Below are 14,975 nucleotides of genomic sequence, written 5' to 3'. Positions count from 1 at the left end.
CTGGCGTTAATCTAAAAATGTAGCGGAAGTTGACGCCAAAATCACCTAGTCAGCGATTGCAATAGCGCCTTTATCCACGCCCTCATAAGCTTTTACTTTAAATGCAGACTGTGGCGCTTGCTTTTTTAAATAGTTTGCTAAATGAACAGCGATTAACTCAACGGTTGTATCTGTTGTGATAATGTCACAGCGCTGCTCTGCAATCATCAGCTGAAATAAACCTTGATTAGCGTGATATTGAAAAACTAAGTAGTTAGTTTGGTCTATTGTTTTGCGTTCAATAATATCTTCTTCGGTGGCTAAATAAATATCTTTCCATGCTTTAGCAATATGCGCTTGCCAATGGGGAGAGCGCTCGCCATTTTCCCATATTTCTATTTTTGAACGGTGTCCATGGGCAATTCTTTGGCAGTCGCCAAAATGCTTTTTGAGACCGTGACTGTAGTGATAAAACTCATTTTGAATTATGGCTTCTTCACGTAAATTTAAACTTACTTTGGTAACGTTGTTAGGAAGTATCTTTTTTATTTCGTCTTGAATAGAGTCAACGATGGCTTGCGGAGTGACATATTCAGCATTAACAAAGTGTACCGCTTGGTGCGGGCTAATATGCTCTATTAGGTCGCCTTGCAACGTCTCTAGGTTTAGGCTTAATTGAGTCGGTGTTTCAGTATAGGTTAGCTTAGGATATTGCTTAGCAACTAAAAATTTATGATCAACCAAAGAGTCAACCGATGACTTAATGCGCTTTTTGACAAACGAAAAGTCAAATAACATGCCTTCTTGATTGAGTTCTCCAAACAGTTCAACGTCCAGAATAAGGCTTTCTCCTACGATTCCACGGGCTGGGTCAAAGTAAGAAAAATCAATCACAGTTAAGTTGTCGACAAATAGTGCTTGCATAAGTCATTCATTAATAAAAATATTAGTATAAGTGCAATTTTATCATACTAATCTGCTAAAATGCGTTTACTTTAACGGCTATCACCAAGTATCTCTGTGTATCGGCTTAAGATTAGTACGCACAGGACTAGCCAGCCAGTTTAATATACTCCAAATAAGGCGGATTGAATGACCTCTAAATATCAAGTTTATGGCATTGGCAATGCTCTAGTTGATTTTGAAATAGAAACAACAGCTGAAGAGTTGGCGAGTTTAGAAGTGGAAAAGGGCGTGATGACCCTAATTGAAGAAGAGCGCCAAGGTGAGTTGTTTATGGCGTTTAAGGGTAAACAGCATTCAAGAGCTTGTGGGGGAAGTGCTGCTAATACCATTATTGGTGCGCAATCGTTGGGCGCGCAATGCTTCTATTCTTGTAAAGTTGCTAACGATGAAACGGGGCACTTTTACCGAGATGATTTACTTAACCACGGTGTTGCTAGTAATTTAGCTTCGGAAGCATTAAGTGACGGTAAAACTGGAAAGTGCCTCGTTTTAATTACTCCCGATGCCGATAGAACCATGAATACATTTTTGGGTATTACCGGAGATATAAACGCCAATCAGCTCGACAAAGAAGCCTTGCTTCAGTCTGAGTATGTGTATGTTGAGGGTTATTTGGCTAGTTCGCCTAGTGCTTTGTCTGCGGTGGATGCAGCCAAAGATATGATAAAAAATACATCAACCAAAATGGCAGTATCATTATCCGATCCTAATATGGTTAAATTTTGCAGGGCCGGTTTAGATCAAATCATTGGTGATGGCGTTGAGATTATTTTTGCTAATTATGATGAAGCAACTTTATTTACTCAAATGTCAAACTTGCAAGACGCCCTAAACGAGCTGTTAAAGTTTGCTACAACCGTTGTGGTCACTTTAGGCCCTAAAGGCGCAGTCGTTGCGACCAAGCAGCAGCTAATTGAAATAGCGGGTCACACTGTTGAGGCTATCGACACCAATGGTGCTGGAGATTTATTTGCGGGTAGTTTCTTATACGCCTTAACCCATGGATTTTCGTTACAACAAGCGGGACAAATTGCGAGCTATGCGTCGTCTTTACTCGTGACTCAGTTTGGACCGCGTTTAAATGCAGAGGGTGTAGCTAAAGTAAAAAGCTATATTCAAAGCTTAACTTAATCAGTTAAGCTAAGTAACCACTAAATTTGACTGATTGGAGCCAGGTATGCCGGTTAAAATTAAAAACTTATGGATAATGCGCCACGGTTTAGCCGAATCAGATTTTGACACGGATTTTAATCGCGCGCTTTCTTCAACCGGACATCAGCAATCATTAGATATTGCGCAACAACTAAAGCGTGAACTAATTAAGCCTGAGTATATGTTAGTGAGCCCCTTTAAACGCACCCAGCAAACAGCAGAACTTGTACACCAAGGGCTAGGTATGTCAGCGCCGTTTGAGACGGAAGAGATGCTAGTACACTTTGCAGATCATCAAGTATTAGGTGATTATTTAAGTTGTAGCGAACATTCAAATTTAATGGTTGTGAGTCACATGCCAATTGTCGCCAAACTAACTCAATATCTTGCGCCAAGTTGCGCAATATTTGGTTTTCAAACGGCTCAAGTTGTTCATTTAGAAAATAATGGGAAGTACTTTGAACTAGTGAAAAGTTATTTACCTAGTTCAAATTAGCTTGAAAAATTAAGTCCAGGTAATTGTTAAATACTTGAAATAGAATTAAGAAAAATTAATGAATGAATCAGCAGTTAAAATAAAAAAAGCCGGAAAAATTCAATTTTTAATTATTGCATTTATGACTGGCGTGTATACTTTTTGGTATTCATCAAAAGTAGTAATGCAGTCAATTTTTTGTAAAGACTACAGAGCCAAAGTTGATGAGTCTATGCAAGGCTGGGCTAAAAAGTTGGTTGGTTTGATTAAAGTAAAACTTAAAGTGGTAGGGGAAGCCCATTTAAATTTAGAAACTGATCGGCCTTTAGTGGTTATGTGCAATCATAGTAGTTTATATGATATTCCCATTAGTATTTTAGTCGTTAAAAAAAGTTTACGCATGTTGGCTAAAAAAGAGCTATTTAAAATTCCTGTTTTTGCCGCAGCGCTAAGACGTGGTGAGTTTGTTTCTATTGACCGTCATAATCGAGAGCGATCGTTTAAAGATTTAGTTAATGCAAAACAAAAAATGCTTGATGGTGTCGTTTTGTGGGTTGCGCCAGAAGGAACACGGTCTCAAGATGGTCAACTTGCGCCCTTTAAACGAGGCGCGTTTCATATCGCTATTGAAACTAAAGCGTTAATTATTCCTATGGTAATTAAAGATATTCATAAAGTTCAGGCGGGTACTGATCTTTCGTTGTATTTAAACCAAGATGTTAACGTAGAGGTGTGCCAGCCGGTAGACGCTGCAGATTATGATATTGATAGCCGAAAAGCGTTAATCGAAAAAGTTAGATTAGAAATGCTAACTGCTTTAGGCCAAAATAGAACATAAATAATAACTCTATAGAGTCAGGTAAGTTTTGCCTAACTTAGCCTAAGCGAATACACAAAGGATAGAAGCAATGAGTCAGTTTAAAAAAGAGCAATTAAGCCAGAGCCAAGCTAGCCAAGCTGTTCAAGATTTAAGTTCAATACTTGACCTGATTAGGTGGAGCTTTTCACAGTTTGAGAGCGCTGATTTATTTTATGGTCACGGTACCGATAATGCTTGGGACGAATCGGTTGCATTGGTTTTACAATCATTAGAGTTACCATTTGATTACCCTGAACGACTCTGGTCGGCGAAGTTAACGCGCGAAGAAAAAACGCTTCTTGTTACTCGAGTGTTAAAGCGCGTGAATAATAAAACACCTTTGGCTTATCTAACCAATAAAGCATTTTTCTGTGGTACTGAATACTATGTTGACGAAAGAGTACTAGTACCACGTTCGCCCATAGGGGAATTAATTGAAAACCATTTTCAGCCTTGGATTGATCCTAATCGGGTGAGTCACATTTTAGATTTATGCACGGGTAGTGGTTGTATTGCCATTGCTTGTGGACAAGCTTTTCCTGATGCATTAGTTGACGCTAGCGATATTAGTAGTGACTGTATAGAAGTTGCCGAGCTTAATCGGGAGCGTTTACAGCAAGATAATGTCGCATTTTTTCAATCAGATTTATTTAATAGCTTACCAGAGAAACAATACGATATTATTGTCTCTAACCCTCCCTACGTTGATGAAGAAGACTTTGACGAAATTCCCGCCGAGTTCTTAGCGGAGCCTAAACTCGGTTTAGTCTCAGGTATTGATGGACTAGATATTACCCGAAAAATACTTGCCCAAGCGGCGAGGTTTTTAAATGACGATGGCATTTTAATTGTTGAGGTCGGCAATAGCGCCGGTGCATTAGAAGCTCTTTATCCGCAATTAGGTTTTACTTGGTTAGAATTTGAGCGCGGTGGCTTAGGCGTGTTTCTGTTGACTAAAGCCCAACTTGAATTAATCAATAAAGATTAATTAAGATAGCCTCAATTTTTTTACCCAGAGCCGATTTAATTGTACTAAAAAATAGTTAAGTCGGCCGTCGCGCGCTAAGATTAATTTTAATAACAAGGTTTGTTTTATTTTCTGGCAAACTGGGGCTTAACTACCGGCAAAATTCAATGCTGGTACCCAAAAATATCCGTGATTAGTTCTTCTTTAATTCTCGCTATGCGATTGTTTTAACCCAACAAAATACCACTTCAATTTAATTGAGCACTGTTTTTTATAATATTAGTTTTATGTTAATGAAAACTAATATTTTACATTATTATTCAAATGCTTAGCAAAAACACAATCAGCTTGTTCAAGTGAATTTTACATTACACAAGCAATTGCTATTAAGTTAAAAACTTATTCTATAGGTGAATAAATATACAGCAAAAGCGTGAACTGGTTCTCATAACTGCAAGTGCTTATTTGGGGAGTTGCTGGCAACTTCTGTAGAGTCTAGTTGGCTCTTTAGATGTATCTAAGACGCTTCTCGGCAGAAAATAATTGAGTAGTATGTTTTCTATAAATTTAAAATACTAAAATTATGGAATATAAAATATGAATAACAACAAAAAGTTTGTGCTTAGCGCACTAGCAATTAGTGTCCTTAGCGCAACCGCCGTTAATGCTGCAGAAAAAGTTTTTCTGCAAGAAAAAGACGATTATAAAAATAACCTTGTTAATAGTTCTCCCACCTTGTTATCAAGTAATTTACCTTCAATGCTTGGGCTGAGTGCTGGAGAATCACTAGAGATCCGTAAAAGCTATTCGAATGCCAACGGAACGAATACCGTACGATATCAACAAAAGTATAAGGGCCTACCGGTCATTGGTGATGACGTCGTGATTTCACGTTACAACAATGGAGAGTTTCGATTAGCTCATGGCGCAGTGCTCAACGGCATTGCTGACGACATTAAATCAACTTCTCCTAAGTTGACGTTAAACAAAGCCATACAAATTGCTAAGCGCAGCTCGCTAAATAATGGTTTAACCTCGTCGGCTCAATCACAAGTTAGCTATGAAAATGAAACCTCGCGGCTTGCAATCTGGCAAGATCAAAATGGTAAAGCGAAGCTAGTTTATGAAGTTAGCTTTGTGCAGTATGCTGATGAACCTTCTCGTCCATATATGATTATTGATGCTAATTCGGGAAAGGTTTTACATCAAATGGACAACTTGCAAACGGCTAATGCTACTGGCCCTGGCGGAAATCAAAAAACCGGTCAGTATCAGTATGGAACTGACTTTGGTTATATGAATGTTGCGCAGTCAGGGAACACCTGTACTATGCAAAATAGCAATGTAAAAACCGTCAACTTAAATCACGGAACTTCTGGTAGTTCGGCTTACAGCTTTACTTGCCCAGAAAACACCCATAAGCAAATTAATGGTGCTTATTCGCCATTAAATGACGCGCATTATTTTGGTGGTGTTGTTTATGACATGTATAACAGCTGGGTTGGTTCTCCGCCGCTAAGTTTTCAGTTACAAATGCGTGTGCATTATTCAAATAATTATGAAAATGCTTTCTGGAATGGTAGCGCCATGACTTTTGGTGATGGGCGCACAACTTTTTACCCACTTGTCAGTTTAGATGTATCTTCACATGAAGTAAGTCATGGCTTTACTGAGCAAAATTCTGGATTAATATACTCTGGTAAGTCTGGAGGCTTAAACGAAGCATTTTCTGATATGGCTGGTGAGGCCGCAGAAGATTTTATGAATGGTAGCAATGACTTTTTAGTTGGCGCTCAAATTTTTAAAGGAAATGGCGCTTTGCGTTATATGGATGATCCGACTAAAGACGGTCGTTCAATTGGCCATCAGTCAGATTACACTTCTGGAATGGATGTTCATCATAGCTCAGGTGTTTATAACAAAGCCTTTTACTTGCTTGCGAATAAGGCTGGCTGGAATGTGCAAAAAGCCTTTAAAGTTTTCGCATTAGCTAACCAACAGTATTGGACTGCCAGTACTAACTGGGATATTGCCGGTAATGGTTCAATTGATGCAGCATGTGATTTAGGCTATAACGGCGATGATGTTAAAGATGCATTAGCAGCGGTTGGAGTCAACTCTAATGGGAGTACCACAGACTGTGGTGGCAATCCTCCACCTCCTGGTGGCAATGAGTTAGTTAATGGCGTACCGGTGAGTGGCTTGGGTAAGTCGCAAGGTCAAGATATTGTTTACACGCTTGATGTACCGGCTGGTGCAACTAACATTAGCTTTAGTATTAGTGGTGGAACCGGTGATGCTGACTTATATGTTAAGTTTGGTTCAACTCCTACCGACTCAAGCTATGATTGCCGACCTTACCGCAACGGTAATAATGAAACTTGTACCGGAACGGCAACGGGTGGAACTTATTATGTGAGAGTAAAGGCTTATACTTCTTTTTCTGGAGTAAGCTTAGTGGGTAGTTATACCCCAGGCGGCGGCGGAACAGGCCCTGACCCTATCGATGAAACGATTTCGAATATCTCTGTTTCTCAAGGTCAAATGAAATACTATTCTGTGACTTTGGCGGCAGGTTATGCTGATTTCAATGTGTCTATTTCTGGCGGAAGCGGCGATGCGGATCTTTATGTAAGAAAAGGTGCCCAGCCAACGACTTCTAGTTATGATTGCCGACCTTATCGTTGGGGTAATAATGAAACTTGTAGTTTCACCAACCCAGAAGCAACTACTTGGTATATTGGTATAAGAGGCTATAATGCGTCATCAGGCGTTACCTTAAACTACACTGCAACACCAGAGTAGCTTTTAGCAACGTTTAAAAAGGGGAGCTTTGCTCCTCTTTTTTTATCAGAAAAATATATTCTTTTAGCAATACTTTAATCTAAACGAGTTAGAAGTTAGTTGTTATGCGATTTTTATGAGCGAGCCATTGGCAAGCTAAAAAATAGATGTTCCTAAGGCGTTAGTTAATAATTGAAGGGCATGTGTACCCGCTAAAGAATTACCTGCTTGATTAAGCTCCGGTGACCAAACGCAAACACTGTATTGACCTGGCTTTATTGCAACGATTCCACCTCCGACACCACTTTTTCCGGGAAGTCCTACTCTAAAGGCAAAGTCACCTGCTGCATCATAAAGTCCGCAAGTGACCAGAAGGGCATTCATACGTTTACTTTGTTGTGGAGTAAGTATGCTTTTGCCTTGGATAGTCTTACCTTGGTTGGCTAAAAATAAAGTTGACTTTGCTAAGTCGATGCAGTTCATTTGAATTGCGCAATGGTGCGTATAACTGCGTAGTACTGTATCTACTTCGTTATGAAAATTGTCGTAAGACTTCATTAAGTAAGCCATGGCAGCATTGCGAGAACCATGTTGCATTTCAGACAAGGCAACATCGGTGTTGACATGGATGTTTGGATTATTTGCTAGCTCTCTTAACAGGCTTAAAAGTTGAAAATTAGGTGTCGAGCAGCGTGATTCCAATAAATCGCAAATGAGCAAAGCTCCGGCGTTTATAAAAGGATTTCTTGGAATACCATTTTCGCTCTCTAGCTGAATTAATGAGTTAAACCTTTGGCCAGAGGGCTCTCGGCCAACTCTAAGCCAAGTTTTGTCGGCGTAGATTTGCATGGCCATAACCAGCGAAAAAAGTTTGCTGATACTTTGAATTGAAAATGGTTTTTGAGCATCTCCAGCAGAAGTGATGTTGCCATTAATGTCGCACAGTGCAATCCCAAACTGATTAGGATTAACGCTAGCTAAAAGCGGAATATAGTTTGCGACTTTACCTAAGCCTATTTTCTTTCTACTTTTTTCTTCAATTGAATTAAGTAGGCTTTGTAAATCTTTTTGGCTTAAGTCGAGTGGCATAGGCTCCTGCTAATGTGAGAGTTAAATATTAATACCTCATCATACGCAAAGAGTTTTTGTGCTTCAAGAAGTCTTAGCAAGGCCAAACAAAAAGCCTATCACTTAAGCTTAGCGTCAACTAACGGCTTTTGTAGTTCAGCAACTTGCTATGCTGCTCTAAGCATATTGGTGAATTAAATTTTGCCAATTTTTTTGCTGAGCCAGCCAACTCGACTTCATTTCTTTATATTGTCGTTTTAAATCTTGGTATTGCTTAGTTAGTTGGCTTTTTTCAACATTCTCAGCAATATTTTCTGCGGCATGCTCAACCCAGAGCTTTTTTGCCTGATAAAACTGATTCATTTTTAAGATTAACTCGTCATATTCGCTTTCTATCGCTTGAATAACTTTGTCTTTTTCAGGCAGCCTTAGCGTAGCTAGTTTTTGTTGTGCTAAATTTAACTGTCTTGCGGCAACCGCTTTGGCAATTTTTTCTTCAGGGATTTTCTTTAAATTAGAAGCGAGACCTACCCAGCTTAAACTTTTGATTAGCCATTTGGTTGGGTCAAACTGCCACCATTTAATTGCATTACGATAGTCGTATTGAAAAGCATGATGAAAGTTGTGATAGCCTTCGCCATAAGTTAATAAAGCGACAATTGGATTGTCTCGGGCAGTGTTTTTATCGCTATAAGGCTGTTTGCCCCACATATGCGCTAACGAGTTAATAAAAAAAGTAACATGGTGACTAATTACTAAACGCATAAAACCAATTAGCAATAAACTCCCCATTATATTTCCATTGATTATTCCAAAGACTAATGGAATACCAATATTAGTGAGTAACACTAGCGCAAGATAGTGGTTATGTTGCCACATGACGATAGGGTCTTTTTTTAAATCTTTAACATTGTTGTAGTCATTGTATCGATGTGCTTGGTACTCACGCAGCATCCAACCTATATGAGAATACCAAAATCCTCGTTTGGCAGAGTAGGGATCTTGATCATTATCGTCGACGTAGCGGTGGTGAATTCGATGGTCTGAACTCCAGTGCAAAATACTATTTTGCACTGAAAATGCGCCACCAATAGCATAGATAAAGCGCACCAAGCTGCTAGCCTGATATGACTTGTGGGACCATAAGCGGTGATAGCCTGCCGTGATAGACATTCCGCAATAGCCGGTCGCAATAATAAAGGCCAAGATAGTAGCCGTATCAAAATCGTAAAAGTAGCTGTAAACAGGTACTCCGATAAAAGCGACTAAAAAAGTGATTGAAAATACTAAAATATTAAGCCAAATCAGTTTAGGCTTAGGGGCATTTTGCGGGCTGTTTGTCATGTTTCGTCTTCTACCAATTTGCAGTGCTATTAATTACATCTTGCTTAATGAAGTGATTTTTCGCTTCGACCAACGGCCATCATTGGCCTGTTTAGGTTTGACAAAGCCCTAGGTTTAATAAAGCTAAAAATCTGGGCTTAAGCGATCAAATCAACATCTTGCGTACAGGTGTACGCTCAATTTTAGACAGTATAGACATCGGAGCAGTTAAAATCAATTCAGTTTACAATTGTTAGCTGAAATTTTAAAAATCAGGCCCGCTTGGTGTACACTGTGCCAAAGTGATTAAATTTTCTATCGGCCGCAAATTAGAAAACCAAAGCTTTTATTAATTTATCTAAGTTAATGGTTTCTAGTTGAGTGTTGAATGAGTAATTTAAGAAGTCAGCAAAAAGAGAAAACACGCCGCTGTATTATTGAGGCAGCGCTGGGCCAATTAAGCGCCGAAAAAAGCTTTGCAAGTATTAGCCTAAGAGAGGTTGCGCGAGAGGCAAACATTGCACCTACCTCCTTTTACCGTCATTTTAAAGATATGGAAGAGCTCGGCTTAACCTTAGTGGATGAGTGTGGTCTTGCGCTGCGCCAATTAATGCGTAAAGCACGCAAAAGATTTGAAGCGGGCGGTAGTGTGATTGTAACCTCAGTGGTCACCTTTATGGAGTTTACTGAGCAAAACCCTAATATTTTTCGTGTTCTGTTTCACGAGCGTTCTGGAACAGCGGAAGTTTTACGTAATGCGGTAGCACGAGAAATTCGATTTTTTATTGTAGAGCTTAGTGACTATATGGTGAGTCGCGGGTTTTCTAAAGCAGTCGCTTACGCACAAGCAGAGGCTATGGTTGCCGTGGTATTTAATGCAGGCGCAGAATCGTTAGATGCCACTCAGGCAGAGCGTAACGTGATCGCCGAAAGGGCCGTAATGCAACTTAGGTTTATTGCCGCAGGCGCTAAAACATATAAAAACCAAAAAGAAAGTTAAAGCGGCTGCCGTTAAACTACAGCTTGTATCTGAGGTGTTTAAATTGAGGGCCGTAAGATATGGCTTTTAATAACGTAACCAACCTTCGCGGGGCAGGTTTAAATGTAGGCAAACGATACCAATTATCGCCATGGCCCTTATACACGACAACCTTGGGATGTTTAAGCCCCCATAACCGCAGCTTTTTAGGCTGATGGCGCAGGGTAATTAAAACACATTGAGCGTCTTTAGGATCGCTTTCTACTTTTAAGATTTGTTCGCTCATTTTTAGTTGATAACCTGTTACTTAATTTGCCCTTGCTAGTTTAAAACTAAGGCAATACGACTGAGTAATTAGAGTGTTTTTATTTCTTGCTGGTTAGCGAAATTATGGAAATTCAATTAATTTGACTAACACGATAAGAAATCGCTTTTCAAACCGCTGTGAAAAGGCTAGATTCCCTAATTATAGTCAATCGTTGGACTTTAGGCACGGGAAATGCGTGTTTTTTGACCAATTATTTTGCGTTGCAGCAAAATTTTTCGGGTATAATCTGGCTCTCGGTTAAATCAGCGTCTTATTTCAACCTCAATTGACCTGGTAATTCTTATAGCGATGGCTTCAAGAAGCTTATTTGTAGGGCAGTTAGCGTTAATCTGTATGAATAATATTGAAGTTTTAAAGTTAAAACGCTTGCAAGCGTTGTTTAATCAAACCTTTCGAGAGTCGCGAAATACTTTATTGCAGGTTGGTGCCAGCGAGCCTTTTTATGCTGCAGCGAAACTAGATGAACCGGCCATTATCTATTCTAGAGAAAACTTTTTGTCCTCGGCATTACATGAAATTGCCCACTGGACTATTGCAGGCACTGCGCGCAGGAAGCTTGATGATTATGGTTATTGGTATGCGCCAGATGGCCGCACCCAAGAGCAGCAAGCGGCGTTTGAACAGGTTGAAGTAAAGCCACAAGCCATCGAATGGATATTATCTGATAGCTTAGATCATTCATTTCATTTTTCCGCAGACAATATTGAGTTAAAGCTAGGTCCTTCGGCTAAGTTTGTCGAGCGGGTTACAGCGCAAAGAAAAGCCTATTTAAGTAACTCTAGTTTACCCATTGATGCCCAAATACTTTTGCAAGCGATTGCTCAAATTAATTTTAAGCCCAGTGGTTTTGGGCTGGGTAAGCAAGCCCAAGAAACGCAGGCAAAGAATCCAAACCAACCCAAATCAAGCAAAAGGTTAATGCATGTTTAAGTTAGGTTTAATTATTAATCCATTTGCTGGTATTGGCGGTCGAGTGGGGTTTAAAGGTAGCGATGGTGAGGCCATCAGAAATAAAGCGTTAGCGATGGGTGCACCCAAGTTGGCTCAAGATAAATCCCGCAATGCTTTAAATGAAGTGGCTGCATTAAAGGATAAGTTTGAAGTTATTACGGCCAGTGGTGAAATGGGAGAAACACTTTGCCAAAATTTAAAACTTAATTACCAAGTGGTTTATCAAGCCAGCAGCGTAACTACTTCTGACGACACTCAAGCTGCATTGAAAGCCATGTTAAAAGAAAAGGTCGACTTGGTGTTATTTGCTGGAGGCGATGGCACTGCGCGTGATATTTTTGAAGTGTGCCCAGAAGAGCAGTTAGTCTTAGGCATTCCAGCAGGAGTGAAGATTCATTCCGGCGTTTACGCTATTTCTGCACAAGCAGCGGGATTGCTTGTTCGCGATTTAATTGAAGGTAAAATTTTAAGTTTAACCAGTGCCGATGTAATGGATATAGACGAAGCCAGCTTTCGCCAAGGCATTGTAAAGGCAAAGAAATTTGGCTATTTAAATATTCCAAGCGCTTTAGAGTATGTGCAAGCAGTAAAAAGTGGCGGTCAAGAAGTTGAAGCCCTAGTTTTAGAAGATATTGCTGCAGAAGTTATAGAAGCAATGCAAGACGATATTTATTACGTTATTGGGTCAGGCTCAACTTGTGCTGCAATTATGCAGCAGTTAGGACTAGAAAATACCTTATTAGGCTCTGATATTGTGTTTCAACAACAGCTTTACAAAGCTGACGCGGTTGAGAAAGATTTGCTAGCGCTTTTGGCGTCGGGTAAACAATTGAAATTTATTATCACGGTTATTGGTGGACAAGGGCACATACTTGGCCGAGGTAATCACCAGTTGTCACCGCAAGTTATTCAAACGGCGGGTTGGCAAAACTTTGAAATTATCGCCACAAAGTCTAAATTAGAACAATTAAAGGGCAAACCTTTATTAACGGATACCGGTGATCCGCAGCTAGATATTGCCCTAGAGGGTCCTAAGCGGATTACCACAGGCTATCGAGACTTTGTGGTCTATCCGGTAGCTTGTTTGGCGAGAAAGCAAAGTTAAAATTTCCAACAAAATCACTTTGTAGCCCATTTTGAGTGATACCAACTCACCTTCAATCTAAAGCATGTAAGACAATCGCCATTGTGTTTGTGCGAGATATCTCACAAAGCCGTGGGATATTGCCTAATGTTGCCTAAGCTTTTCTCCCGTTATTTTACCTGGCTACTACTAACGCATTGTTTTATAACACTAAATTTTTCAAACAAGGCTTTTTAGTGATTAGTTGAAATAAGGTTTTAGAATTATCCTTATTGTAGATAATCAAAAAAGCTATAGACTTTCAATTGTCGCCGCTGCAAAGGATTAGGGAATAAGCAAGGTGAATGGAGACTCAAGGACGAAGTGAGAATTTCAGGATCTGCCAAAGGGACTGGTTACTCAGGATGAGTTAGGGAAGTTGTTTTGCTAGTGTGCAAATTTAGGGATAAAAAGGAGCAGACAAAACGGATTTTGTTAGGCTTAGTTGAAGGATTGACTTAAAAGGACTTTAAGGGATAACGGACTAAGGCGCTGTCAGGGTGATAGCTAGCATGGAAGCAAGGCTCAAATAGGATTTTGAGCCACAAGGATGATTAAGGACTTTAGCAAGGAAAGAAAGGACTAGGATCGCTGCTCATAAGGATTGAGCTTGCAAATGGAATTGTTGCATAAGGAAATAGTAAGGATTTAGGTAAAGGGATTACCTGTCAATGGAGTTGAGTTAGGAACTTAGGAAGAGCGTAGGAACTTTAAGGAAGAAGTGAAGGATTAGACTTGGAACGATAGAAAAAAATTGAAGAGGCAGCTTTAGCTGCCTTTTTTATGCCTGTAAAATAGACTCAGTAAATTATTGTGTGTAACAGACTATCTGCAAGTTAGCGATTATTTCTTTAGCTACAGCTAAAGTGTAGTAGCTCAGACTTGATCTGACAGTTACCCGTTTTTTAACGGTATCTGTCAGTTTAGATTTGAGCTAAATTCTTTTCAGCCCAAATCAATTTACCATCAAGTAAAGTTTCATTTGGCGTTCTGCCACAGCACATTTTACCTTGATGAGTTCGATCATTGTTATAGTATTCCATCCAAACGTCCAGATCTTTTTGTGGCTCTTCCATCGTTGTGTAAAGTTTTTTCCTAAATGTGATTTGATAAAACTCATTCAAAATTGTTTTATGAAACCTCTCACAGATGCCGTTAGTTTGCGGCGACATGGCTTTTGTCTTGGTATGGTCAATATCATTGATTGCCAAGTAAAGTTGATAATCATGATGCTCTACGCGACCACAGTACTCGGTTCCACGATCAGTCAGAATGCGCAACATAGGCAATTCATGTTGATTAAAATATGGCAACACTTTGTCATTGAGTATGTCTGCCGCAGTGATTGGCGTTTTGGTTGTGTAGAGTTTGGCGAAAGCGACTTTGCTGTATGTATCAATAAAAGTCTGCTGATAAATTCGACCAACACCTTTAAGGTTACCCACGTAAAACGTATCCTGAGAGCCCAAATAGCCTGGATGAGCAGTTTCTATTTCACCACAAGCTTCGTCATCATGTTTCTTTTTTTCAAGTGCAGCAACTTGCGCATCGCTTAAAATGATACCGTCATTAGCGACTTTTTCCTCAAGTGCTTTAAGGCGCTTTTTGAAGTTTTCCAGATCATGACGAAGCCAAATTGAACGAACACCGCTGCCAGAAACAAACACGCCTTGTTTGCGCAACTCGTTACTTGTTCGATGCTGGCCAAATGCTGGTTGCTCTATCGCATAGGCCACAACAGCTTGTTCTGTCGCTTCATCAACTCGGTTCTTAGGGTTGGCTTTCCGCCTGGTCTTTTCGATTAAGGCATCAATTCCACCTTCTTCAACCAGTTCTTGATAACGATAAAATGTATCTCGTGAAACGCCCATCACCTTACAGGCTCTGGAGACATTATTGAGTTCTTCAGCTAGATTTAATAAACCTGCTTTGTGTTTAATGATTGGATTGTTAGTATGTAGCATGAGAGTTACCTTTTGTTTTGATTTAAAGATTCGACACCTTTATCAAAACGGGTAACT

13 protein-coding genes are annotated in these 14,975 nt (G+C 39.8%); 8 read left to right on the top strand and 5 right to left on the bottom strand.

Annotation, left to right across the window (positions count from 1 at the left end):
• Window positions 1-45 precede the first annotated feature (45 nt).
• Complete coding sequence (locus tag ACUR5C_RS10970) at window positions 46-903, bottom strand: 6-carboxytetrahydropterin synthase (protein ID WP_454465167.1); 858 nt, start codon at window positions 901-903, stop codon at window positions 46-48.
• Window positions 904-1,071: 168 nt separating this feature from the next.
• On the opposite strand from ACUR5C_RS10970, the gene ACUR5C_RS10965 reads away from it, so the two are divergent.
• The 5 genes from ACUR5C_RS10965 (at window position 1,072) to ACUR5C_RS10945 (ending at window position 7,203) form a co-directional block, all read left to right on the top strand.
• Window positions 1,072-2,076 carry an adenosine kinase gene (locus ACUR5C_RS10965; RefSeq protein WP_454465166.1) on the top strand — a complete coding sequence of 335 codons (1,005 nt, stop codon included), beginning with the start codon at window positions 1,072-1,074 and terminating at the stop codon, window positions 2,074-2,076.
• A gap of 46 nt (window positions 2,077-2,122) precedes the next feature.
• Window positions 2,123-2,593: a phosphohistidine phosphatase SixA gene (sixA, locus tag ACUR5C_RS10960; protein ID WP_454465165.1), complete on the top strand. Its 471-nt coding sequence runs from the start codon at window positions 2,123-2,125 to the stop codon at window positions 2,591-2,593.
• Window positions 2,594-2,651: 58 nt separating this feature from the next.
• Window positions 2,652-3,410 carry a lysophospholipid acyltransferase family protein gene (locus tag ACUR5C_RS10955; RefSeq protein ID WP_454465164.1) on the top strand — a complete coding sequence of 253 codons (759 nt, stop codon included), beginning with the start codon at window positions 2,652-2,654 and terminating at the stop codon, window positions 3,408-3,410.
• A gap of 70 nt (window positions 3,411-3,480) precedes the next feature.
• Complete coding sequence (gene prmB / locus ACUR5C_RS10950) at window positions 3,481-4,419, top strand: 50S ribosomal protein L3 N(5)-glutamine methyltransferase (protein ID WP_454465163.1); 939 nt, start codon at window positions 3,481-3,483, stop codon at window positions 4,417-4,419.
• 576 nt (window positions 4,420-4,995) lie between these two features.
• Window positions 4,996-7,203 carry a M4 family metallopeptidase gene (locus ACUR5C_RS10945; protein WP_454465162.1) on the top strand — a complete coding sequence of 736 codons (2,208 nt, stop codon included), beginning with the start codon at window positions 4,996-4,998 and terminating at the stop codon, window positions 7,201-7,203.
• Between the two features lie 135 nt (window positions 7,204-7,338).
• Here ACUR5C_RS10945 and glsB read toward each other — a convergent pair whose 3' ends face one another.
• Entirely contained in the window at window positions 7,339-8,271 is a 933-nt protein-coding gene (glsB, locus tag ACUR5C_RS10940) for a glutaminase B (protein ID WP_454465161.1), read from the bottom strand.
• A 156-nt stretch (window positions 8,272-8,427) separates the two neighbouring features.
• Window positions 8,428-9,594: a fatty acid desaturase gene (locus tag ACUR5C_RS10935; protein WP_454465160.1), complete on the bottom strand. Its 1,167-nt coding sequence runs from the start codon at window positions 9,592-9,594 to the stop codon at window positions 8,428-8,430.
• Between the two features lie 367 nt (window positions 9,595-9,961).
• Between ACUR5C_RS10935 and fabR the strand changes: the two genes are divergently transcribed.
• Window positions 9,962-10,573 (top strand): HTH-type transcriptional repressor FabR, encoded by a 612-nt coding sequence (gene fabR, locus ACUR5C_RS10930; protein ID WP_454465159.1) that lies wholly within the window; start codon window positions 9,962-9,964, stop codon window positions 10,571-10,573.
• 16 nt (window positions 10,574-10,589) lie between these two features.
• On the opposite strand, the gene ACUR5C_RS10925 is transcribed toward fabR, so the two are convergent.
• Window positions 10,590-10,838, bottom strand: a complete 249-nt coding sequence (locus ACUR5C_RS10925) for a hypothetical protein (RefSeq protein WP_454465158.1) — start codon at window positions 10,836-10,838, stop codon at window positions 10,590-10,592.
• Window positions 10,839-11,213: 375 nt separating this feature from the next.
• Here ACUR5C_RS10925 and ACUR5C_RS10920 point away from each other — a divergent pair, with 375 nt between their 5' ends.
• Both ACUR5C_RS10920 and ACUR5C_RS10915 read left to right on the top strand, forming a co-directional pair.
• Window positions 11,214-11,810, top strand: a complete 597-nt coding sequence (locus ACUR5C_RS10920; RefSeq protein WP_454465157.1) for an elongation factor P hydroxylase — start codon at window positions 11,214-11,216, stop codon at window positions 11,808-11,810.
• Window positions 11,803-12,936: an ATP-NAD kinase family protein gene (locus tag ACUR5C_RS10915; RefSeq protein WP_454465156.1), complete on the top strand. Its 1,134-nt coding sequence runs from the start codon at window positions 11,803-11,805 to the stop codon at window positions 12,934-12,936. Before ACUR5C_RS10920 ends, ACUR5C_RS10915 begins: the two co-directional genes overlap by 8 nt.
• Before the next feature lie 941 nt (window positions 12,937-13,877).
• Here the strand turns inward: ACUR5C_RS10915 and ACUR5C_RS10910 are convergent.
• Window positions 13,878-14,918, bottom strand: coding sequence for an IS481 family transposase (locus tag ACUR5C_RS10910; RefSeq protein ID WP_454465155.1), 1,041 nt, complete (start codon window positions 14,916-14,918; stop codon window positions 13,878-13,880).
• Between the last annotated feature and the right edge of the window lie 57 nt (window positions 14,919-14,975).

Source organism: Aliikangiella aequoris (genome assembly GCF_053709105.1).
This window is presented reverse-complemented; position numbering and strand designations above follow the sequence as displayed.